The sequence below is a fragment of the Azonexus sp. genome (assembly GCF_049652925.1).
Classification (GTDB): domain Bacteria; phylum Pseudomonadota; class Gammaproteobacteria; order Burkholderiales; family Rhodocyclaceae; genus Azonexus.
In genome coordinates this window covers 13,183-33,787 of record NZ_JBASFI010000027.1, presented here as the reverse complement: position 1 = coordinate 33,787, position 20,605 = coordinate 13,183, and the positions used below count along the sequence as shown (strand labels likewise).

19 protein-coding genes are annotated in these 20,605 nt (G+C 57.6%); 16 read left to right on the top strand and 3 right to left on the bottom strand.

Annotated elements, in window-relative coordinates; genetic code table 11:
• Positions 1 to 90: 90 nt before the first annotated feature.
• From WBK19_RS14695 to WBK19_RS14680, 4 genes are all read left to right on the top strand, one after another.
• The gene (locus WBK19_RS14695) at positions 91 to 1,335 is read left to right on the top strand and encodes a nitronate monooxygenase (protein ID WP_511291101.1); all 1,245 of its coding nucleotides are present in this window, start codon (positions 91 to 93) and stop codon (positions 1,333 to 1,335) included.
• Between the two features lie 71 nt (positions 1,336 to 1,406).
• Positions 1,407 to 2,633 (top strand): hypothetical protein, encoded by a 1,227-nt coding sequence (locus tag WBK19_RS14690; protein WP_511290977.1) that lies wholly within the window; start codon positions 1,407 to 1,409, stop codon positions 2,631 to 2,633.
• A gap of 4 nt (positions 2,634 to 2,637) precedes the next feature.
• Positions 2,638 to 3,075 (top strand): hypothetical protein, encoded by a 438-nt coding sequence (locus WBK19_RS14685; RefSeq protein ID WP_511290975.1) that lies wholly within the window; start codon positions 2,638 to 2,640, stop codon positions 3,073 to 3,075.
• Between the two features lie 167 nt (positions 3,076 to 3,242).
• A complete protein-coding gene (locus WBK19_RS14680; RefSeq protein WP_511290973.1) occupies positions 3,243 to 3,680 on the top strand; it encodes a CBS domain-containing protein in 438 nt (145 codons plus the stop codon).
• On the opposite strand, the gene WBK19_RS14675 is transcribed toward WBK19_RS14680, so the two are convergent.
• The 3 genes from WBK19_RS14675 to WBK19_RS14665 all read right to left on the bottom strand — a co-directional run bounded on the left by WBK19_RS14675 (position 3,677) and on the right by WBK19_RS14665 (position 6,478).
• On the bottom strand, positions 3,677 to 4,438 hold the full coding sequence (locus WBK19_RS14675) for a tRNA pseudouridine(65) synthase TruC (RefSeq protein WP_511290971.1): 762 nt from the start codon (positions 4,436 to 4,438) through the stop codon (positions 3,677 to 3,679). The two genes, WBK19_RS14680 and WBK19_RS14675, sit on opposite strands and share 4 nt — an antisense overlap.
• Positions 4,431 to 5,414, bottom strand: a complete 984-nt coding sequence (locus tag WBK19_RS14670) for an HpcH/HpaI aldolase/citrate lyase family protein (RefSeq protein WP_511290969.1) — start codon at positions 5,412 to 5,414, stop codon at positions 4,431 to 4,433. The genes WBK19_RS14675 and WBK19_RS14670 overlap by 8 nt, the downstream gene beginning before the upstream one ends.
• Before the next feature lie 77 nt (positions 5,415 to 5,491).
• Entirely contained in the window at positions 5,492 to 6,478 is a 987-nt protein-coding gene (locus WBK19_RS14665) for a malate dehydrogenase (RefSeq protein WP_511290967.1), read from the bottom strand.
• A gap of 197 nt (positions 6,479 to 6,675) precedes the next feature.
• On the opposite strand from WBK19_RS14665, the gene WBK19_RS14660 reads away from it, so the two are divergent.
• From WBK19_RS14660 to WBK19_RS14605, 12 genes are all read left to right on the top strand, one after another.
• A complete protein-coding gene (locus WBK19_RS14660) occupies positions 6,676 to 7,431 on the top strand; it encodes a GntR family transcriptional regulator (RefSeq protein ID WP_511290965.1) in 756 nt (251 codons plus the stop codon).
• Between the two features lie 136 nt (positions 7,432 to 7,567).
• Entirely contained in the window at positions 7,568 to 7,954 is a 387-nt protein-coding gene (gene sdhC / locus WBK19_RS14655; protein ID WP_511290963.1) for a succinate dehydrogenase, cytochrome b556 subunit, read from the top strand.
• Positions 7,951 to 8,298: a succinate dehydrogenase, hydrophobic membrane anchor protein gene (sdhD, locus tag WBK19_RS14650; protein WP_511290961.1), complete on the top strand. Its 348-nt coding sequence runs from the start codon at positions 7,951 to 7,953 to the stop codon at positions 8,296 to 8,298. The genes sdhC and sdhD overlap by 4 nt, the downstream gene beginning before the upstream one ends.
• A 2-nt stretch (positions 8,299 to 8,300) precedes the next feature.
• Positions 8,301 to 10,085, top strand: a complete 1,785-nt coding sequence (sdhA, locus tag WBK19_RS14645) for a succinate dehydrogenase flavoprotein subunit (protein WP_511290959.1) — start codon at positions 8,301 to 8,303, stop codon at positions 10,083 to 10,085.
• Between the two features lie 12 nt (positions 10,086 to 10,097).
• On the top strand, positions 10,098 to 10,808 hold the full coding sequence (locus WBK19_RS14640; protein WP_226400362.1) for a succinate dehydrogenase iron-sulfur subunit: 711 nt from the start codon (positions 10,098 to 10,100) through the stop codon (positions 10,806 to 10,808).
• Entirely contained in the window at positions 10,808 to 11,053 is a 246-nt protein-coding gene (locus tag WBK19_RS14635; RefSeq protein ID WP_511290957.1) for an FAD assembly factor SdhE, read from the top strand. Before WBK19_RS14640 ends, WBK19_RS14635 begins: the two co-directional genes overlap by 1 nt.
• An 83-nt stretch (positions 11,054 to 11,136) precedes the next feature.
• Positions 11,137 to 12,435 carry a citrate synthase gene (gene gltA / locus WBK19_RS14630; RefSeq protein ID WP_511290955.1) on the top strand — a complete coding sequence of 433 codons (1,299 nt, stop codon included), beginning with the start codon at positions 11,137 to 11,139 and terminating at the stop codon, positions 12,433 to 12,435.
• Between the two features lie 105 nt (positions 12,436 to 12,540).
• A complete protein-coding gene (locus WBK19_RS14625; RefSeq protein ID WP_511290953.1) occupies positions 12,541 to 15,375 on the top strand; it encodes a 2-oxoglutarate dehydrogenase E1 component in 2,835 nt (944 codons plus the stop codon).
• Between the two features lie 24 nt (positions 15,376 to 15,399).
• Positions 15,400 to 16,623 (top strand): 2-oxoglutarate dehydrogenase complex dihydrolipoyllysine-residue succinyltransferase, encoded by a 1,224-nt coding sequence (odhB, locus tag WBK19_RS14620; RefSeq protein WP_511290951.1) that lies wholly within the window; start codon positions 15,400 to 15,402, stop codon positions 16,621 to 16,623.
• A 75-nt stretch (positions 16,624 to 16,698) separates the two neighbouring features.
• A complete protein-coding gene (gene lpdA / locus WBK19_RS14615) occupies positions 16,699 to 18,123 on the top strand; it encodes a dihydrolipoyl dehydrogenase (protein ID WP_511290949.1) in 1,425 nt (474 codons plus the stop codon).
• A gap of 95 nt (positions 18,124 to 18,218) precedes the next feature.
• Positions 18,219 to 19,334, top strand: coding sequence for a cell division protein ZapE (zapE, locus tag WBK19_RS14610; protein WP_511290947.1), 1,116 nt, complete (start codon positions 18,219 to 18,221; stop codon positions 19,332 to 19,334).
• 4 nt (positions 19,335 to 19,338) lie between these two features.
• Positions 19,339 to 20,586, top strand: coding sequence for an HD-GYP domain-containing protein (locus WBK19_RS14605; RefSeq protein ID WP_511290945.1), 1,248 nt, complete (start codon positions 19,339 to 19,341; stop codon positions 20,584 to 20,586).
• Positions 20,587 to 20,605 lie beyond the last annotated feature (19 nt).

The following is a 20,605-nucleotide window of genomic DNA, read 5'->3' as shown; positions in this document are numbered from 1 at the left end:
CCGGCTCGTCACGCATCGGACTTAACATTGGCGTAAAATCCGCCACTTGGCCGTGAGCGAGGGGACCGGCCTGTATTCATAAGGAAAATGATGAAGCGTGTGGACGATTTCCGCTTGCGCCTTGGCAAGCACGAGCTAGTACCAATCATGATCGGCGGCATGGGTGTTGATATTTCCAGTGCCGATCTGGCTGTCGAGGTTGCCCGTCTGGGCGGCGTCGGCCACATCTCCGATGCGATGATCAAGACCGTCTCGGATCGTCGTTACAAGACCAAGTTCGTCAAGGAAAAGCTCGCGCTTTACAAATACAACGTCGAGAACGAAGACAAGTCATCGGTCAAGTTCGACCTCGGCAAGCTGGTCGAAGCCACCCGACTGCACGTTGAGGAAGCCATGTCGCGCAAGACTGGCAACGGCCTGATCTTCATCAACTGCATGGAAAAGCTGACCATGAACGCGCCGAAAGAGACGCTCAAGGTCCGCATGGAAGCTGCGATGGATTCCGGCATTGAAGGCATCACGCTGGCGGCCGGCCTGCACCTTGGCTCGTTTGCGCTGATCGAGGAGCACCCCCGTTTTCGCGACGTCCAGCTCGGCATCATCGTTTCCTCGGTGCGTGCCCTGCAACTGTTCCTGAAAAAGAGCATGCGTACCGGTCGCCTGCCCGACTACATCGTGGTCGAAGGCCCGCTGGCCGGCGGTCACCTCGGCTTCGGCATGGACTGGGCCAAGTACGACCTGGCGACCATCGTCGTCGAGGTGATGCAGTTCCTGAAAAATGAGCACCTTGATATTCCAGTCATTCCGGCCGGTGGCATCTTCACCGGGTCCGATGCGACGGCCTTCCTCGAAAGCGGCGCGGCTGCCGTCCAGGTGGCCACCCGCTTTACCGTCTCCGAAGAGTGCGGTCTCCCGGAGAAGGTCAAGCAGGAATACTTCAAGGCCAGCGAAGACGACATCGAGGTTAACCAGATCTCCCCGACCGGCTATCCGATGCGCATGATCAAGAGCAGTCCGGGCATCGGCGCCGGCATCCGCCCGAACTGCGAAGCCTACGGCTACCTGCTCGACGCCAATGGCAAGTGCGCCTACGTGACCTCCTACAACCGGGAAGTGGCGTTGCACCCCGAAGCCCGCAAGATTTCGGTGATGGACAAGACCTGTTTGTGCACCCACATGCGCAACTTCGATATCTGGACCTGTGGCCACCTGACCTATCGGCTCAAGGACACAACGCGCAAGGCAGCTGACGGCAGCTATCAACTGCTGACGGCAGAACACATCTTCAAGGACTATCAGTTCAGCACTGAACAGAAGATCGCCTTGCCGGAATAACTGCGAACCGGGCTGCGCGGGAACAACGCTTTCCGCGTTGCCAGTCCGGAATGTTGACGAAAATTCGACTGATGACGATTGCCAATCTATTTCGCCGAGCTGGGCGGGCGTGTTCACTTAACAGGTCGCTCCTGTTCCTTGCCAGTTCAGTATTCCTCGCAGTCGCTCCGCCGGTCATTGCCGAATCCGATTCGGCTTTCAGCCTGAACGGATTCGGAACCTTTGGCCTGGCCCGGACGACCACCGATAACGTCGAGTTCGTCCGCGATATTTCCCAGCCCCGGGGTGTCGGCAAAGACTGGAGCGCGTTGATTGACAGCGTCCTCGGTCTGCAAGCTGCCTGGCGCATCAATCCGCAGCTTGAGGCGGTGGTTCAGGCAACCAGTCGCTATCGCTACGACAAGACCTTCACCCCGGATATTTCCTGGGCCTTCCTAAAATATGATCCGATGCCCAATCTGAGCCTGCGGGCCGGTCGGCTGGGTACTGAGTTCTTCATGATGGCCGATTCGCGCTGGGTCGGTTATTCCTTCCTGACGGTCCGTCCGCCCGGCGACTATTTCTGGTATTTGCCTTTTTACAGCATTCACGGTGCCGATGCGGCGATCACCGTTCCCCTTGGCGAAAGCGTTCTGCGGGGCAAGGTCTTCTACGGCCATTCCGACGGCCGGATCCCATTGGCTGACGAGCAGTGGGATATTGCCGGCTCGCCGATGCTGGGTGGCTACCTCGAATACCAGCGTGGTCCTTGGCAGGTCCGGGCAAGCTACGCCAATATTGAGTTCAAGAACGATTTGCCGATCGCGCCCGTATTGAAAAAGGCGGTCGGCGCCACCCTTTCTGCGCAGGATGCGGCTTTCCTGGCGACGCATGGCACGCGGACCCACTATTACTCACTCGGCCTGGTCTATGATCGCGGCCCCTGGCAAGCCCAGTTGATGCTCAATCACATTGAACAGGGTAGTCAGGCGCTGGAGAGTTCAGATGGTGGTTACGCACTGGTTGGCTACCGGATTGGTCAAGTAACCCCTTATCTCGGCTACTCCTGGGTGCTCTCCAGGTCGCGTGGCAACGCCCCAAGCGCTGTCGCTGCCTATGTTATGCAGGATTCACATGCCGACCAGCAAACCATTTTTGCCGGTATGCGCTGGGATTTGGTCCGCAATGTAGCCATCAAGGCGCAATGGGATGGCGTCCGTGGCGAAGCATCTTCGCTTTTCCCCTATCGCCAGGACAACCGGGCGCGGTGGGATGGTGAAATGGATGTGTTCTCGCTGACCGTGGATTTCGTTTTCTGAGGCCATGCCACTTCGTCGCCTGATCCTTCTCGGCTCGGTTTTCTGGCTGCTGGTTCAGCCAGCAGCGAAGGTGCGCGCCGAACTGGTGGTCGTCGTCAATGCCCGCTGCGGTGTCGCGGCCATGACGCGCAACGAGGTGATCAACGTTTTCTTTGGGCGCAATCGTCAGTACTTCAATGGCGCCGAGGCGCAGCCGGTCGATCTGTCTGATAACCATCCGGACCGGGGGCGTTTTTATGGCTTGCTGGTTGGCAAGGATTTGTCCGAAATAAACGCCTACTGGTCGAGGCAGGTTTTCTCAGGGCGCATGCAGCCGCCGGCCAAGGTTGGTTCCGTTGAGGAGGTGCTGAAATGGGTGGTCTCCCATCCGGGCGGTATTGGTTTTGTTGATCTGGCCAAGGCAGATGCTCGGGTTCGCGTGGTTTACGAGCTGACCCCGTGAATGAATATTTTTGGGGTTTTCATTGAACGTTGAGCTGATCGGCATGGTCATCATCTTTGTGGCCATTGCGGTGATTGTCATCAAGCTGGGGTAATCTCCGCGTGTGCTCTGCTTTCCGGCTTGCCGGGAGCTCGCCGCTGATTTTTACAACAACGCAGGAGACAAATATGCCAAATAGAATCATTAGCAATATCATCGCCGGCCAAACTGTCGTTTCGGCTACCAAGGAAAGTACCGTTCGCTCAGCTTGCAGCCTGATGGCCCAAAAGCGTATCGGTGCCTTGCTGGTCGTCGAAAGCAACCGGATCGTCGGCATCTTCACCGAGCGCGATGCACTCAACAAGGTTCTGGCTGGCGGCCTTGATCCGGATAAAACAACTTTGTCGCAGGTGATGGTCGCCAACCCGCAAACGATTCGAGCCGACAAACCTCTCGGCTACGCTTTGCAATTCATGGTCGATGGTGGTTTTCGCCATGTTCCGGTGGTCGATCAGAATGGTGCGCCGGTGGGGATGGTTTCCGCTCGCGATGCCCTGGGTCAGGACATGCTCCAGCTTGAGCGCGACCTGAAGTTCAGGGAGCATCTTGAGGAAAATATCGCCTAATCTGCGCTGGAAGGCCAGCCAAAAAGCGCCAGTGTGGCGGCGAATTCGCCGGACACTGGCGCTTTTATTTCGATGCGCCGTCCATCGAGTGGATGGTTGAAGCTCATGCCGACGCAAGCCAGCAACAGGCGATTACAACCGAGGTGTTCGGCGAAGTAGCGGTTGTGTCGCCCCTTGCCGTAGGTGGCATCGCCAATGATCGGGTGGGCAATGTGTTTGAGGTGGCGCCTGATCTGGTGACGGCGGCCGGTGACTGGCTCTAGCGCGAGCAGGGCATAGCGGCTGCACGGATAACGGTCAACCTCGACCGGTAGTTCGATTTCCGCCAGTTTTCGGAAGTGCGTCAGCGCTGATTGTGGCTCGGTACTGCTGCGCTCCCCTTGAAATTCGTAAGCGTCGCGTTGTCGCGAGAGGGCGTGGTCGATGCTGCCAGAATCCGGTGGGAAACCACGGACAACGGCCAGATAGCGCTTCTCCACGGTTCCCGCTTCGAATTGTCGGCCGAGCTGGCTGGCGATTTCCTTGCTCAGTCCGAAGAGCAGGACGCCGGATGTGCCACGATCGAGACGGTGGGCTGGCCAAACGTACTGGCCGATCTGGTCGCGCAGGATTTGAATCGCAAAGCGTGTTTCGTGACGGTCGATTTCCGAGCGGTGAACGAGCAGCCCGGGCGGCTTGTCGATGACGACGATTTGCTCGTCGCGGTAGAGGATGGGCAGCGGTGGCTCAATGCCACGGTCAACCGGAATTTCAGGCAAAAAAGCGAATCCTCGCTGCCGCCGGAATCTCCATTCCGGTGACGTGGGCGCGCTCGAGCAGTTCCCAGTAGTAGCGGTAGGAAGCCCGGTCGTGCAGCTTGCCATCGTGCTGGATCGGCCCCCAATCCTTGTCCTGCGCAGCAATCAGAATCTCGGCAGCAGCCTGCACTTCGGAAAAATCCGGGCGCATGGCTTCGACAATCGGCACGATCTGGTTCGGGTGGATGCTCCACATGCGCAGATAGCCAAATTCCTTCCGGGCGCGCTCGGCATCGTTGCGGATGTAGTCGATATCCTTGAGTTCAGTTGTCACGTTATGCGACGGAACCACACCGCAGGCCAGCGCGGCGGCACTGATCTCGCACTTGGCGCGGGCGACCAGCGGATGATCGAACTGGCCGGGGCTCTTCATGGCGCTGCCGGGGATGGCTCCGTGGTGCCCGGAGACGAAATCCATCAGGCCGAAATCAAGACTCTCAATGCCGGGCAGGGCGGCAATTTCCCAGACCTCGCGCAGGGCTCCGTGGGTTTCGATCAACACATGGACCGGAATCCTGCGGTCAACGCCAAAATGCTGCTCAATTTCACGCAAAGCTTCGATCTGCACCTGAACATCGCCAGCGCTGCACGGCTTGGGCAGCGTGATGAAGGGCAGTCGGCTGCCGGCAATGCCGACCAGTATCTCTATATCCTGCCGCCAGTGCGGGTGGGTGACGTCATGGACGCGGGCGCCGACCCGGTTGAAACGATTGTCGTCGCTCATGATCACACCTGCCGCCATTTCAGCATGCTCACGCTCGGCGCCAGCATGGGCGCCGTCTTCGCAATCGCAAGTGATGTCGAAGATCGGGCCGAGTTCGTTCTGCAGTTGCAGCGCCTTCTTCATCAGTTTTTCCGAACCTGCATAGTGGTCAACGGCAGGCAGAATGGGGAACGGTTTTTCGCCGGCAAAAAGGACTGCTTTGGGGTGGCGCATGATTTTCGGACCAGGAAATGAAAAAGGCCGCGGTATTTTACCGCGGCCTTTAAATGAAGCTGGGAACTAATGCTGGATTACAGCATGTCCTTGACAGCTTCGGCTTCGTCGGTCAGTTCCTTGAGCGTGAAGTTGATCTTCTCACGGCTGTACTCGTCGATTTCCAGACCCTGGATGATCTTGAACGAACCACCCTTGCACTCGCACGGGAAGCCGAAAACGATACCGGCCGGGATGCCGTAGGAGCCGTCAGACGGCACGCCCAGGGTAACCCATTCGTCGGAACCGAGCACCCAGTCACGAATGTGGTCGATGGCGGCATTGGCAGCGGAAGCAGCCGAAGACAGGCCACGGGCTTCGATGATGGCGGCGCCGCGCTTGCCGACGGTCGGCAGGAAGACGTCATTGTTCCAGGCGTGATCGTTGATCAGGGCCTTGACGCTGTCGCCGTTGGAGGTGGTGTTGCGATAGTCGGCATACATCGTCGGGGAGTGGTTGCCCCAGACGACCAGCTTCTTCAGGGAAGCAACCGGGCGGCCGATCTTGTTGGTCAGTTGCGACAGGGCGCGGTTGTGGTCCAGACGCAGCATGCCGTGGTAGTTGTTCGGGTTGGTGCGACCGACCTTCTTGGCAGCAGCAGCGGCGATGAAAGCGTTGGTGTTGCAAGGGTTGCCGACGACCAGAACCTTGACGTTCTCGTTGGCGTTCTCGGCGATGGCCTTGCCCTGAACAGTGAAGATGGCGCCATTGGCGGTCAGCAGGTCAGCGCGTTCCATACCCTTGGTGCGCGGACGGGCGCCAACCAGCAAGCAGACATCAGCGTCCTTGAAAGCGACATTCGGGTCGTCGGTGGCAACCATGCCAGCGAGGAGCGGGAAGGCGCAGTCTTCCAGTTCCATCATCACGCCCTTGACGGCTTGTTGAGCCTGCGGCAGGTCAAGCAACTGAAGGATGACCGGCTGGTCTTTGCCGAGCATTTCGCCGGAGGCGATGCGGAACAGCAGGCTATAACCGATCTGGCCGGCGGCGCCGGTAATGGCAACGCGCATGGGGGCTTTGGACATGTATCGCTCCTGTTTGAAACAGCGTGGTTGAAATTGTTCGTATTTGCCCGAATACCTGCTTTTTGTACTTCCTTGCGTCAGCAGGCACGAGAACTCAAGATGGTAAAAGTTCAGCGTCGGGCTGTCAATTCATCATCTGTCTTATATAAGACAACTTTTCGTGGACGGTATGGTCAAAATGTGCTGAAATTTGGACCATGACTCGTGACGCCTCCCGTCCTGCTCCCCGCCTAAGTTCCCCGACTTTCAGCCCCCTCTATCGCCAGATCAAGGATTTCTTGATTCGTAGCCTGGAGGAGGGGGAGTGGGGGCCGGGTGATGCAATACCCAGCGAAGGCGAGTTGGCGGCGCGATTCAATGTCAGCCAGGGGACAGTGCGCAAAGCCATTGACGAAATGGCCGCTGAAAATATGCTGGTCCGGCGTCAGGGAAAGGGTACGTTTGTCGCGACCCATAGCGATCCGCGATCCTTTTATCGTTTTCTGAGGCTGGTGCCGGATGATGGCAAGGCGGCGCATGCAGTAAGCGACCCGTTCTTTTGCGAGACCATCGACGCGTCACCTGAGGTTGCTGCTGTCCTGGGTTTGCAGGCAGGTGGCAAGGTGGTTCATGTCAAGCGCCTGCTGCGTTTCAGTGGCGAGCCGGTAGTTTTCGATCAGATCTATCTGGTTGCCGACTTGTTTGATGGCTTGACGTTGGATCGCTTACGGGGCGGCGAGCGTTCGCTCTACAGTCTTTTTGAGAGCGATTTTGGGGTTCGCATGATTCACGCCGAAGAGCATTTACGTGCAGTTGGCGCAGATGCTCAGAGTGCCGAAATGATCGGAGTCAAGTTAGGCGAGCCCCTTCTGCTCGTCGAACGCACGGCGTATACCTATGGCAATAAACCGGTGGAGTGGCGTCGTGGTCTTTATTCCACGCAGCATCATTACTACCGGAATGATCTGGGGTGAGATAAAGCAGTACTATTGGATTAGCTCGGAAAGCGCCCTGCAAGGCACGTTCCGTATGGTTTTGAATGTATAATTACAGCTCTTTTCAAACCACGTAAAAGCGGTTAACCGCATCTTCACGCGAGGGATGACGTTCATGGCAGAAATGACCATCAAGAAACGTCCAAAAAACTTGGACTTGACTACAATAAAGTTGCCGCTGCCGGGCAAGGTTTCAATTCTTCATCGTGTCAGCGGTGCGGGATTGTTTCTTTGTATCCCGGTTGTGCTCTGGCTCTTCGGGGCTAGTGTGGGCTCTCCTGAAAGCTTTGCTGCTTTCCAATCGATTGCTGGGATGTTGCCGGTCAAGGTGATTCTGGCTGGTCTTCTTTGGGCGTTTGTTCACCACTTCTGTGCTGGTATCCGCTTCCTCCTGCTCGATCTGCATGTCGGTATCGAAAAAGAGGCTGCCCGGAAGTCTGCCGGCGTTGTTCTCGCTGTCAGCATTCCGCTGACCCTGATTCTCTGGGGGGTGTTGCTGTGATCAACCGTATAGTTGTCGGTGCCCACTACGGCCTGAAAGACTGGATCATCCAGCGTGCCACGGCCGTCATCATGGCGGTCTATTCGGTATTGATTGCCGCGGTTCTGCTGGTTGTGCGTCCTTCGACCTTTGACGCTTGGCAGGGTGTGTTTGCCAATGGCGTCATCAAGTTCCTGACCTTCCTTTTCTTTGTCAGTCTGTTCTACCACGCCTGGATTGGCGTGCGTGACATCTGGATGGACTACGTGAAGCCGACCGGCCTGCGCCTGTCCCTGCACGTTCTGACCGCTGCTGCGTTGGTAGGTTACACCGCGTGGGCTGCTGCGATTCTCTGGAGGCTGTAAGCGTGAGTATTCCTGTTCTCAAATTTGATGCAGTGATTGTTGGCGCTGGCGGTGCTGGTCTGCGTTCAGCGATCCAATTGTCTGAAGCCGGGCTGAAGACTGCCGTGCTTTCGAAGGTTTTTCCGACTCGTTCGCACACGGTTGCGGCGCAGGGTGGCGTTGCCGCTTCGCTCGGCAATTCCGAGGAAGATCATTGGACGTGGCATATGTACGATACCGTCAAGGGTTCCGACTGGCTCGGTGACCAGGATGCGATCGAGTTCATGTGCAAGAAGGCCAATGAAGTGGTCGTCGAGCTCGAACACTACGGCATGCCGTTTGACCGTACCGATGATGGCAAGATCTATCAGCGTCCATTTGGCGGTCACATGTCCAACTTTGGCGAAAAGCCGGTGCGTCGCTCCTGTGCTGCCGCTGACCGTACCGGTCACGCCATGCTACATGCGATGTACCAGCGCAACGTCAAGGCCAATACCCAGTTCTTCGTTGAATGGATGGCGCTGGACCTGATCCGCGACGAAGAGGGCCATGTCCTCGGTGTCACCGCCATGGAAATGGAAACCGGCCAGGTCGTGATTTTCCACGCCCGCGCAACCATTTTCGCGACCGGCGGTGCCGGCCGTATTTATTATTCTTCGACCAATGCCTTCATCAATACCGGTGACGGTCTGGGTATGGCGGCTCGCGCTGGCATTCCGCTTGAAGACATGGAATTCTGGCAGTTCCACCCGACAGGGGTGGCGGGTGCCGGTGTGCTGATTACCGAAGGTGTGCGCGGAGAAGGCGGCATCCTGCGTAATAGCAGCAAGGAGCGCTTCATGGAGCGCTATGCGCCGAACGCCAAGGATTTGGCGTCGCGTGACGTGGTTTCCCGTGCCATGACTACCGAAATCAAGGAAGGTCGAGGCTGTGGAGCGAACAAGGATTACGTCCTGCTCGATATCACCCACCTCGATCCGGCTACCATCATGAAGCGCTTGCCGGGCATCCACGAAATCGGCCTGCAGTTTGCTGGAGTTGATTGTCTGAAGGAGCCGTTGCCGGTCGTGCCGACCTGCCACTATCAGATGGGTGGTATTCCGACCCACTACTCCGGCCGTGTCGTGATGCCGCAAGGTGGCGACATGAGTGCCGTTGTTCCGGGTTTCTATGCTGGTGGCGAGTGTGCCTGTGCCTCGGTGCATGGTGCTAACCGTCTCGGTACGAACTCGCTGCTCGATCTCCTGGTCTTTGGCAAGTCGGCTGGTGACTCCGCTGTTGAAGACCTCAAGGCTGGTCGTGCTCACCGCGATTTGCCGAAGGATGTTGCCGATAAGACGCTGGCCCGAATCAGCGCACTCGACAATCGCAAGGGCGGTGCGAATGTGCACGAAACTCGCTTGGCCATGCAGCGTACCATGCAGGACCATGCCGGCGTGTTCCGCTTCAGTGACATGCTGAAGCAGGGTGTCAGCAAGATTCTCGAAGTCGAAAAGGCTGCGCGCAATCTGGAAATCAAGGACAAGTCGATGGCCTGGAATACGGCCCGGACCGAAGCGCTGGAAATGGAAAACCTCATCGAAGTCGCCAAGGCTACGATGATTTCCGCCGAGGCTCGTAAGGAGTCCCGTGGTGCACATGTGCGTGACGATGCCCCGGATAGTGCCGAGTTCCCGAATGGCCGTAACGACGCTGTGTGGCTCAAGCACACGCTGTTCTCGCCGGTCGATAACTCGATCTGCTACAAGCCAGTTAACATGCAACCCCTGTCCGTCGAGCCCGTTGAGCTCAAGACGCGCTCGTACTAATTGGAGTCGAGAATGAGCAAACGCATGGTTCAATTCAGTATCTATCGCTACGATCCGGATAAGGACGACGCGCCTTACATGCAGGACATCTCGGTTGAACTCGAACCGACTGACCGCAAGCTGTTGGACGCGTTGACCAAGCTGAAGGCAAAGGATGACGCAATCTCCTATCGTCGTTCTTGTCGCGAGGGTGTATGTGGCTCCGATGCCATGAACATCAACGGCAAGAATGGCTTGGCTTGCCTGACCGATATAGACAGCTTGAAGCAGCCGATCGTGCTGCGTCCGCTGCCGGGTCTGCCGGTCATTCGGGATCTGATCGTCGATATGACTCAGTTCTTCAAGCAGTACCACTCGATCAAGCCTTACCTGGTCAATAACGATCCTCCACCGGAGCGCGAGCGTCTGCAGTCGCCAGAGGATCGCGAGGAGCTGAATGGCCTGTACGAGTGTATTCTGTGCGCCTGCTGTTCAACGGCCTGCCCGTCGTTCTGGTGGAATCCGGACAAGTTTGTCGGCCCGGCTGGTCTGCTGGCTGCTTACCGTTTTATCGCCGATACGCGCGACCAAGCGACCAACGAGCGTCTCGACAACCTCGAGGACCCGTATCGACTGTTCCGTTGCCATTCCATCATGAACTGTGTTGACGTGTGCCCGAAGGGTCTAAACCCGACCAAGGCCATTGGCAAGATCAAGGACATGATGGTTCGTCGCGCAGTCTGATGGAAAGAGCGGACTACGAGCGCTTGCGCTGGCGCTGTATTCGTCGTGCGCTTCTCGAGCTTGATATCACCCTCACGCGTTTTCTTGATGGTGGCGAGTTTGAGAAACTGAACGACGACCAGCAACAGGCGTTCGTGGAGCTTGCTGACATGGAGGATTACGATCTCTGGGACTTGCTGACAGGCAAGGCGGAGATCGATGATCCTCGCTTGGCGCAGATGGTGGCGCTAATTCGTAAGAGTTGAGTAAGGTTTACATTCTATCTTTGGAATGTTGACCGCTTTTTTGGCATTGCAGTTACAACCAACACCTGTAAAGGGATGACTCCATGACGACTGAACGCAAGGCAATTTTGACAATCGATGGACAGGCTCCCGTCGAATTCCAGGTTATGACCCCGACGCATGGCAACGATTGTGTCGATATTCGCACCTTGGGTGCCAAGACCGGCTTGTTTACTTATGACTCCGGCTTCCTTTCGACTGCCAGTTGCAAGTCCACTGTTACCTTCATTGACGGTGACAAAGGCGAATTGCTGTATCGCGGCTATCCGATTGAGCAGCTTGCTGAGAACTGTAACTTCCTCGAGGTTACTTATCTGCTGAAGAACGGTGAGTTGCCGAACGCGAAGCAGAAATCTGCTTTTGAAAGCACAATCAAGAATCACACGATGGTGCATGAGCAACTGACCAAGTTCTATTCCGGCTTCCGTCGTGATGCTCACCCGATGGCTGTGATGACCGGTGTTGTCGGCGCCCTCTCTGCTTTCTACCACGATGCGATGGACTTCTCTGATGTGGAGCATCGGAATGTCAGCTTTAATCGCCTCGTCGCCAAGATGCCGACTATTGTCGCCATGGCGTACAAGTACAATACCGGCGCTCCGTTCATGTACCCGGATAATGATCTGGATTACACTGCCAACTTCATGCGCATGATGTTTGGCAATCCATGCGAAAAATACAAGCCGAATCCGGTTCTGGTCAATGCGCTGGATACCATTTTCACGCTGCATGCCGATCACGAGCAGAATGCCTCGACCTCGACAGTCCGTCTGGCAGGTTCGTCCGGTGCCAATCCGTTTGCCTGTATCGCTGCCGGTATCGCCTGTCTGTGGGGCCCGGCCCACGGTGGTGCCAACGAAGCCTGTCTGCAGATGCTCGAGCAGATTGGTGATGTCTCGAAAGTGGGTGAGTACATCAATCGTGCCAAGGACAAGAACGATTCGTTCAAGTTGATGGGCTTTGGTCACCGTGTTTACAAGAACTTTGATCCGCGCGCCAAGCTGATGCGCAAAGTCTGTTTTGACGTTCTTTCTGAACTCGGTCTGCAAAACGACCGCCTCTTCAAGCTGGCGATGGAACTGGAAAAGATCGCTCTGGAAGATCCGTACTTCGTCGAAAAGAAGCTCTACCCGAACGTCGATTTCTACTCTGGCATCGTCCAGAAGGCCATCGGCATTCCGACCGAAATGTTCACCTGTATCTTCGCGCTGGCCCGTACGGTTGGCTGGATGACGCAGTGGGAAGAAATGATTACCGATCCGGAATACAAGATCGGTCGCCCGCGTCAACTGTACATGGGTGCGGCCAAGCGCGACGTGGTGCCGCTCGCCCAACGCGGCTAAGAAAGAAATTGGGCGGCCGCGTGGCCGCCCTTTTTTTACCTGCGGAAACTTGTGATCAAGCTATCTGTGGCTACAGTGGAAAAAAATACCCTTGAGGGGACGCCTATGACTACGATGAACAACTTATTTGACAGCACAATGTACTTTGGCGGGAATGCGCCATTTGTCGAAGAGCTGTACGAAAACTACCTGAACAACCCGACCGCCGTGCCTGAAGAATGGCGCGAGTATTTTGACCGCCTGGCTCAGATGCCAGGCTTTGTTGCGCGTGACGTTGCGCATGCTCCGGTGATTTCCGCTTTTGCCGAACTGGCCAAAGACGGCGGCTTCCGCCCGGCTCCTGCTGCAGGCGGCGACAACAAGAAGCAATCCGCAGTTGGTCAGTTGGTTACGGCGTATCGCTCGATTGGTACGCGCTGGGCCGATCTTGATCCGCTCAAGCGCTTGCCGCGTCCGAAAATTGATGAGCTTGAGCCGTCATTCTATGGTTTCACCGATGCCGACCTGAATCAGTCGTTTAGCGTTGGTTCGCTGAAAGGGCTTCCGGAAACGGCCAGGCTTGGCGATATCCTTGAAACCTTGAAGCAGACCTACTGCGGCACGGTCGGTGTCGAGTACATGTACATGTCCGACTACAACGAGAAACGCTGGCTGCAAGAGCGTCTCGAGGGTATTCGTTCGCGTCCGACCTACTCTGCCGAGCAGAAAAAACGCCTCATGGAGCGGTTGACCGCAGCCGAGACGCTGGAGCGCTACCTGCATACCAAGTATGTTGGTCAGAAGCGTTTCTCGCTGGAAGGTGGCGAATCGCTGATCGTCTCCATGGATGAGGCCATCCGTACTGGCGGCAAGCTGGGCATTGACGAAGTCGTCATCGGGATGGCCCACCGCGGACGTTTGAACGTGCTGGTCAATACGCTGGGCAAGGCCCCGTCGATGCTTTTTGCCGAATTCGAAGGCAAGAAGAAGAGCGACCTGTCCGCTGGTGACGTCAAATACCACATGGGGTTCTCGTCCGACGTTTCGACGCCGGGAGGTCCGTGCCACCTGACACTGGCATTCAATCCATCGCATTTGGAAATCGTCAATCCAGTGGTCGAAGGTTCCGTGTATGCACGCCAGGTTCGTCGTGGCGAAGAGGGCAAGTCAAAGGTTTTGCCGGTCGTGGTGCACGGCGACTCTGCCCTTGCCGGCCAGGGCGTCAACCAGGAAATGCTCAACTTCGCGCAGACCCGTGGCTACGGTACTGGTGGCACGCTGCACATCGTCGTGAACAACCAGATCGGCTTCACGACCAGCGACCCGCGTGACTATCGCTCGGGCCACTACTGCACCGACATTTTCAAGATGGCCGATGTGCCAATTTTCCACGTCAATGGCGACGATCCGGAAGCAGTGGCGCTGGTCACCCAGTTGGCCATGGAGTTCCGTCAGCAGTTCAAGAAGGACGTGGTTGTCGACATCATCTGTTTCCGCAAGCTCGGCCATAACGAGCAGGACGAACCGATGGTCACCCAGCCGTTGATGTACAAGATCATCAGCAAACATCCGGGTACCCGCAAGCTCTATGGCGACCGTCTGATTGCTGAGGGTGTGCTACCCGCCGAAGGTCCTGATCAGATGATCAAGGAATATCGCGAACACCTCGACAAGGGCGAGCTGCTCTACAACCCGGTGCTGGCTGGCTACAAGCATCCGATGACTATCGACTGGACGCCGTTCCTGACCAAGGGCTACATCGAAACCTGCGATACCACCGTACCGATGAAGGAATTGAAGCGCCTCTCCAAGGCTCTGACCACCTTCCCGGAAGGCTACACACTCCATTCCCGTGTCAAGAAAATTGCCGAAGATCGCGCCGCCATGGGCGAAGGCAAGCTTCCGGTCGACTGGGGTATGGCCGAAAATCTCGCCTACGCTTCATTGCTGGTTTCTGGCTATGGCGTTCGTATTTCCGGTGAAGACGTTGGCCGTGGCACTTTCTTCCATCGTCACGCTGCTTTCCACGATCAGAATCGCGAAAACTGGGATGAAGGTACCTACTACCCGCTGCGCAATCTGCAGGAAAAGCAGGCCACCTTCCAGTGCTTCGATTCGGTGTTGTCCGAAGAGGCCGTTCTCGCTTTTGACTACGGCTACGCTTCAGCAAATCCCTACGAAATGGTTATCTGGGAAGGCCAGTTCGGCGACTTCGCCAACGGCGCCCAGGTCGTCATCGACCAGTTCATCGCTTCCGGCGAAGCCAAGTGGGGCCGCGCCTGTGGTTTGGTGATGTTGCTGCCGCATGGCTACGAAGGCCAGGGTCCGGAGCACTCTTCGGCTCGTCTCGAACGTTACATGCAGGCTTGTGCCGAAATGAACATGGAAGTCTGCGTGCCGACTACGGCAGCCCAGGTTTTCCACATGCTGCGCCGTCAGGGTGTTCGCATGCAGCGCAAGCCGCTGATCGTCATGACGCCGAAGTCGCTGCTCCGTCACAAGGATGCTGCCTCCAGCATGGAAGAACTGGCCACCGGCGAGTTCAAACGTGTTATCGGCGAAGTTGATGAGATCGATGCCAAGAAGGTCAAGCGCGTCATCCTTTGCTGCGGCAAGGTTTACTACGACCTGCTGGCAGCGCGTCGCGAGAAGAAGATTACCGACATCGCCATCGTTCGCGTTGAACAGCTGTATCCCTTCCCGAAGGATTCGCTCGAGAAGGAACTGGCCAAGTATCCGAAGGCGACCGAAGTGGTCTGGACTCAGGAAGAGCCGCGCAATCAGGGCGCCTGGTACTGGATTGCATCCCGTCACCATCTGGATACCCAGTTGGGCGTAAAACAGAAGATGTTGCTGGTCTCTCGTCCGGCTTCGTCGTCTCCGGCGGTTGGCTATCTGGCCAAGCACAACGAGCAACAAAAGGCACTGATCGAGTCCGCACTGGGCAAGATCGAGTACTGATAACTACAGCAGAGTGGAGTCACTATGAGCATTATCGAAGTTCAAGTTCCCCAGCTTTCCGAGTCCGTCGCCGAAGGCACGCTCGCTTCCTGGAAAAAGAAGATCGGCGAGGCTGTTGCTCGCGACGAAATCCTGATCGACATCGAAACCGACAAGGTCGTTCTCGAGGTTCCGTCGCCGGCTGCTGGCGTTCTCGTCGAAATCATCAAAGCTGACGGCGAAACCGTTGTCTCCGGTGAGTTGATCGCTCGCATCGACACCGAAGCCAAGGCTGGCGCTGCCGCCCCGGCTGCCGAGGCACCGAAGGCTGCCGCCGCCGCTGCGCCGGTTGCCGCTGCTGCCGCACCGGCTGGTACGGCCAGTCCGTCGGCCCGCAAGATCCTCGACGAAAAGGGCATCGCTGCCGCTGACGTCGCCGGTTCCGGTCGTGGTGGTCGCGTTACCAAGGAAGATGCTGTTGCTGCTGCGCCGAAGTCTGGCCCGGTCGCTGCTCCGGCCGCTGCCAAGGCAGCCATGCCGACGCCGCCGGTTAGCGTTGCGCTTGGTGATCGCACCGAGCAACGCGTGCCGATGTCCCGCCTGCGTGCGCGTATTGCCGAGCGCCTGCTGCAATCGCAAGCGACCAACGCTATCCTTACCACGTTCAACGAAGTGAACATGGGTCCGATGATGGCGCTGCGCAAGCAGTACGGCGAGAAGTTCGAAAAGGCCCACGGCGTTCGCCTCGGCTTCATGGGCTTCTTCGTCAAGGCTGCCTGTGCCGCCCTGCAGAAGTTCCCGATCCTCAACGCCTCGGTCGATGGCAACGACATCGTTTACCACGGCTTCATCGACATCGGTATCGCTGTTGGTTCGCCGCGCGGCCTGGTCGTGCCGATCATCCGCAATGCTGATCAGATGTCCATCGCCGAAATCGAGAAGAAGATTGCCGAATTCGGTGCCAAGGCCAAGGATGGCAAGCTGACCATCGAAGACCTGACCGGCGGTACCTTCTCGATCTCCAATGGCGGCATCTTCGGTTCCATGATGTCCACCCCGATCATCAACCCGCCGCAATCCGCGATCCTCGGCATTCATGCCACCAAGGACCGCGCCATGGTTGAGAACGGTCAAGTCGTTGTGCGTCCGATGAACTATCTGGCCATGTCCTACGATCACCGCATCATCGACGGCCGCGAAGCCGTCCTCGGTCTGGTGACCATGAAGGAAGCGCTGGAAGATCCGTCCCGCCTGCTGCTCGGCGTCTAATCGACGTTGGCCGGCGCCAGTGTCCCGCAAAGGGCGCTGGCGCTTTTGCACATCTGAAATCTGAAAGGTTTACACATGTCCAAGCAATTTGACGTGCTCGTTATCGGTGGTGGCCCCGGCGGCTATGTTGCTGCCATCCGTGCCGCCCAGCTCGGCTTCTCAGCCGCCTGCTGCGAATCCAATCCGTATGCCGACCCGAAGGGCGAACCGCGCCTTGGCGGTACTTGCCTGAACGTCGGCTGCATTCCTTCCAAGGCCCTGCTGCACACCTCGCACCTGTTCGAGGAAGCCGGTCACAGCTTTGAAGCCCAGGGCATCAAGGTTGGCAAAGCCACCATCGACGTGCCGGTCATGAAGGGCCGCAAGGACACCATCGTTACCCAGCTGACCTCCGGCATCAAGGGTCTGTTCAAGAAGAACAAGGTCACCATGCTCAACGGCCACGGTTCCTTCGTCGGCAAGGAAGGCGATCTGTGGAAGGTCAAGGTCGGTGCCGAGGAAGTGCTGGCCAAGCAGGTCATCATCGCGACCGGCTCCAAGCCGCGTCACTTGCCGAACGTGCCGGTCGACAACAAGATCGTCATGGACAACGAAGGCGCCCTGAATCAGGAATCCGTGCCCAAGAAGCTGGCCATCATCGGTGCCGGCGTCATCGGCCTGGAAATGGGTTCGGTCTGGCGTCGCGTCGGTTCCGAAGTCACCATCCTCGAAGCAATGCCCGACTTTCTGGCTTTTGCTGATCAGGATATTGCCAAGGAAGCGCTCAAGCTGTTCACCAAGCAGGGCCTGAACATCCAGACCGGCGTCAAGATTGGCGATATCAAGACGACCAAGAAGGGCGTCTCGATTGCCTATGAAACGAAGGACGGCAAGGCCGAGAAGCTCGACGCCGACCGCCTGATCGTTTCGATTGGCCGCATTCCGAACACCGACGGCCTGAATGCCGAAGCCGTTGGCCTCAAGCTGACCGATCGCGGCATGGTTGAAGTTGACGGCCACTGCAAGACCAACCTCCCGGGTGTCTGGGCAGTCGGTGACGTCGTGCGTGGCCCGATGCTGGCCCACAAGGCCATGGAAGAGGGCGTCATGGTTGCCGAATTGATGGCCGGTCAGGCTGGTCACTGCAACTTTGACACCATTCCAGGCGTCATCTACACCGCACCGGAAATCGCCTGGGTCGGCAAGAGCGAGCAGCAGCTCAAGGCGGATGGCGCCGCCTACAAGGTTGGCAAAATCCCGTTCATGGCCAATGGCCGCGCACTGGGCATGGGCGAGCCGTCCGGCTTCGTCAAGATGCTGGCCTGCGCGCAGACCGACCGCATCCTCGGCGTCCATATCATCGGTGCCAATGCCTCCGAACTGATTTCCGAGGCCGTTGTGGCAATGGAATTCGGTGGTGCTTCCGAAGATCTTGCCCGCATCTGCCACGCTCACCCGACGCTGTCGGAAGCGGTGCATGAAGCAGCTCTGGCTTGCGACAAGCGTCCGCTGCACTTCTAAGCTGACTCTTCTTTGCCAGAAAGGCGGGTTGCGGCAACGCACCCGCCTTTTTCTTTGGCAGAATACGTTTTTACCCCAAACCTGATTCACCCCCAATGCCCCATAAAAAACTCAATGTCGCCGCGCAGGGCATGCTCGACGCCTACAAGAACCTGCTCGATGCCCGTGGCTACATGGCCGATGCCGCCCAGATGACTGCTGCGACTGCCTTGCAGAGCCTTTATACAAATTTGCTGTTTTTTAAGGTTGACCGTGGCAGCACCTTCAAGCGCCTGCTTTCGCCGCCCAAGCCGCCCAAGGGCGTCTATTTCTGGGGCGGGGTAGGCCGCGGCAAGAGCTTCCTGATGGATTGCTTTTACGACTCGGTGCCTTATCGGCGCAAGCGTCGCATTCACTTCCACGCCTTCATGCAGCAGATTCATCATGACCTCGAAAAATACAAGGGCGAACCGGACCCGATGCTGAGGCTGGCCGAGCAGATCGCCAAGGAAGTGCGCCTGCTCTGTTTCGACGAATTCCACGTTTCCGACATTGCCGACGCCATGATTCTTGGCCGTTTGATGGACGGTCTGTTTGCCCAAGGGGTCATCATCGTGATGACTTCCAACTATCCGCCGGATATGCTGTATCCGAACGGCCTGCATCGGGAAAGCTTTCTGCCGACCATCGCTCTGCTCAACAAGCATCTCGATGTCTTCGAGGTCGATGCCGGTACGGACTACCGTTTGCGGGCGCTCGAACAGGTCGAAATCTATCATCACCCGGCCGACGCCACGGCTGAAAAAAAGATGCTCGACTATTTCAAAATGGTTGCCGGGGAGGATGGCAAGAAGGGTGGCCATATTGAGGTGCTGGGCCGCGACATCGATTCCGTACGACGTGGCCATGGCGTGATCTGGTTCGATTTTCGCACCCTCTGTGGCGGACCGCGTTCGCAGAACGACTATCTCGAAATCGCCCGCGGCTACCACACCGTGCTCCTCTCGCATGTGCCGAAAATGACCACGCATCAGGCCTCCGAGGCGCGCCGCTTCACGTGGCTGGTCGACGTTTTCTACGACCACAAGGTCAAGCTCATCATCACCGCCGACTGTGCGGCTGACGGGCTCTACACCGAGGGCACGCAGGCCAGCGAGTTTGCACGCACGGTGAGCCGGCTGACCGAAATGAACTCCAGGGAGTACCTCGCCTTGCCCCACGCGGTGAGCTGACCTGATGACCGAAACCTTGCTCCCTGCTGACTTGGCCATTGATCTTCGGCAGCTGGTGATGACCATCGCCAACACCATCGATCTGGTGGGTGTCGATGATGTCATGCACGGCCGCCGGGTTGGCATGCTGGCACGCGAGATGGCCATCCGCATGGGGTGGAGCGAGGCCGATCAGCTGATCCTTTACGATGCCGGCCTGCTGCATGATTGCGGCGTGTCTTCGACGCGGGTACACCATCGTCTGGTCGTCGATCTCGAATGGGATGGCGCCGAAGAGCATTGCATTCGCGGCGACGAACTGCTGGCCGACTTCCCGCCGCTGGCCCATCTGGCTCCGATCATCCGTTATCACCACAGCGCCTGGGAATGGCTGGTAACACAGACACTGCCCAGTGATACGGTGCGCTTTGCCAACCTGATCTATCTGGCCGACCGCATTGATGTCCTGGCTGCGCCCTACCATGCCGATCAGAGCGTGCTGTCGCATGCTGACGAGATTCGCGCCCGTCTGGCTTCGGCGCGCGGGCGCCTGTTTTCGCCCGAGTTGGTCGATGCCTTCGAACTGATCTCGCAGGAAGAGGCTTTCTGGCTCGCCTTGCAGCCGGAATGGGTGCAGCAATATCAAGCCGAAATGGAATCCCATGGCGACCTGAAGATGATCGGCTGGATCGAGTTCAAGCAGTGCGCCACCATTTTTTCGCGCATCATCGACGCCAAATCGCCTTACACCGAGCGGCATTCGCAAGGCGTCTCGCGGCTGTCGCGCCACCTCGCCGAACGACTCGGGCTCGATGCCATCACCTGCGAAAAAATTGAAGTGGCCGGTTTGCTGCACGACATTGGCAAGCTGCAGATTCCCGACGAGATCATCGAGGGTGAAAGTGCACTGACGGCGCATGAGTTCGACATCATGAAGAGCCACAGCTACGGGACGCTGCAAGTCCTCAAACGGCTGCATGCCATCGCCGAAATCGCCCGCTGGGCCTCGCTGCATCACGAAACGCCGGATGGCCATGGCTATCCGTTCCACATCGGCGGGGCCGCGCTGCCCATCGAGGCGCGCATCATCAATGTGGCCGATATCTTTCAGGCGCTGGCGCAGGACCGTCCTTATCGCAGATCAATGACGCCGGCCAAGATATTGGCCATCCTTCAGGAACGCGCTGATCTGGGACGCGCCGATCCGGGCGTCGTCAGCCTGGTTGCCGAAGATCTGGCCGAATGCTACCGGGTCGCCGTCTGTCTCGAGTGACCTGTCACGCCAACCGGAG

What these genes read in the sequence shown, in the direction of transcription:
- WBK19_RS14695 (WP_511291101.1), top strand. Translation starts at nt 91, where the DNA reads ATGAAGCGTGTGGACGATTTCCGCTTGCGCCTTGGCAAGCACGAGCTA.
- WBK19_RS14690 (WP_511290977.1), top strand. Translation starts at nt 1,407, where the DNA reads ATGACGATTGCCAATCTATTTCGCCGAGCTGGGCGGGCGTGTTCACTT.
- WBK19_RS14685 (WP_511290975.1), top strand. Translation starts at nt 2,638, where the DNA reads ATGCCACTTCGTCGCCTGATCCTTCTCGGCTCGGTTTTCTGGCTGCTG.
- WBK19_RS14680 (WP_511290973.1), top strand. Translation starts at nt 3,243, where the DNA reads ATGCCAAATAGAATCATTAGCAATATCATCGCCGGCCAAACTGTCGTT.
- WBK19_RS14670 (WP_511290969.1), bottom strand. Translation starts at nt 5,414, where the DNA reads ATGCGCCACCCCAAAGCAGTCCTTTTTGCCGGCGAAAAACCGTTCCCC.
- WBK19_RS14665 (WP_511290967.1), bottom strand. Translation starts at nt 6,478, where the DNA reads ATGTCCAAAGCCCCCATGCGCGTTGCCATTACCGGCGCCGCCGGCCAG.
- WBK19_RS14660 (WP_511290965.1), top strand. Translation starts at nt 6,676, where the DNA reads ATGACTCGTGACGCCTCCCGTCCTGCTCCCCGCCTAAGTTCCCCGACT.
- sdhC (WP_511290963.1), top strand. Translation starts at nt 7,568, where the DNA reads ATGGCAGAAATGACCATCAAGAAACGTCCAAAAAACTTGGACTTGACT.
- WBK19_RS14640 (WP_226400362.1), top strand. Translation starts at nt 10,098, where the DNA reads ATGAGCAAACGCATGGTTCAATTCAGTATCTATCGCTACGATCCGGAT.
- WBK19_RS14635 (WP_511290957.1), top strand. Translation starts at nt 10,808, where the DNA reads ATGGAAAGAGCGGACTACGAGCGCTTGCGCTGGCGCTGTATTCGTCGT.
- gltA (WP_511290955.1), top strand. Translation starts at nt 11,137, where the DNA reads ATGACGACTGAACGCAAGGCAATTTTGACAATCGATGGACAGGCTCCC.
- WBK19_RS14625 (WP_511290953.1), top strand. Translation starts at nt 12,541, where the DNA reads ATGACTACGATGAACAACTTATTTGACAGCACAATGTACTTTGGCGGG.
- odhB (WP_511290951.1), top strand. Translation starts at nt 15,400, where the DNA reads ATGAGCATTATCGAAGTTCAAGTTCCCCAGCTTTCCGAGTCCGTCGCC.
- lpdA (WP_511290949.1), top strand. Translation starts at nt 16,699, where the DNA reads ATGTCCAAGCAATTTGACGTGCTCGTTATCGGTGGTGGCCCCGGCGGC.
- zapE (WP_511290947.1), top strand. Translation starts at nt 18,219, where the DNA reads ATGCCCCATAAAAAACTCAATGTCGCCGCGCAGGGCATGCTCGACGCC.
- WBK19_RS14605 (WP_511290945.1), top strand. Translation starts at nt 19,339, where the DNA reads ATGACCGAAACCTTGCTCCCTGCTGACTTGGCCATTGATCTTCGGCAG.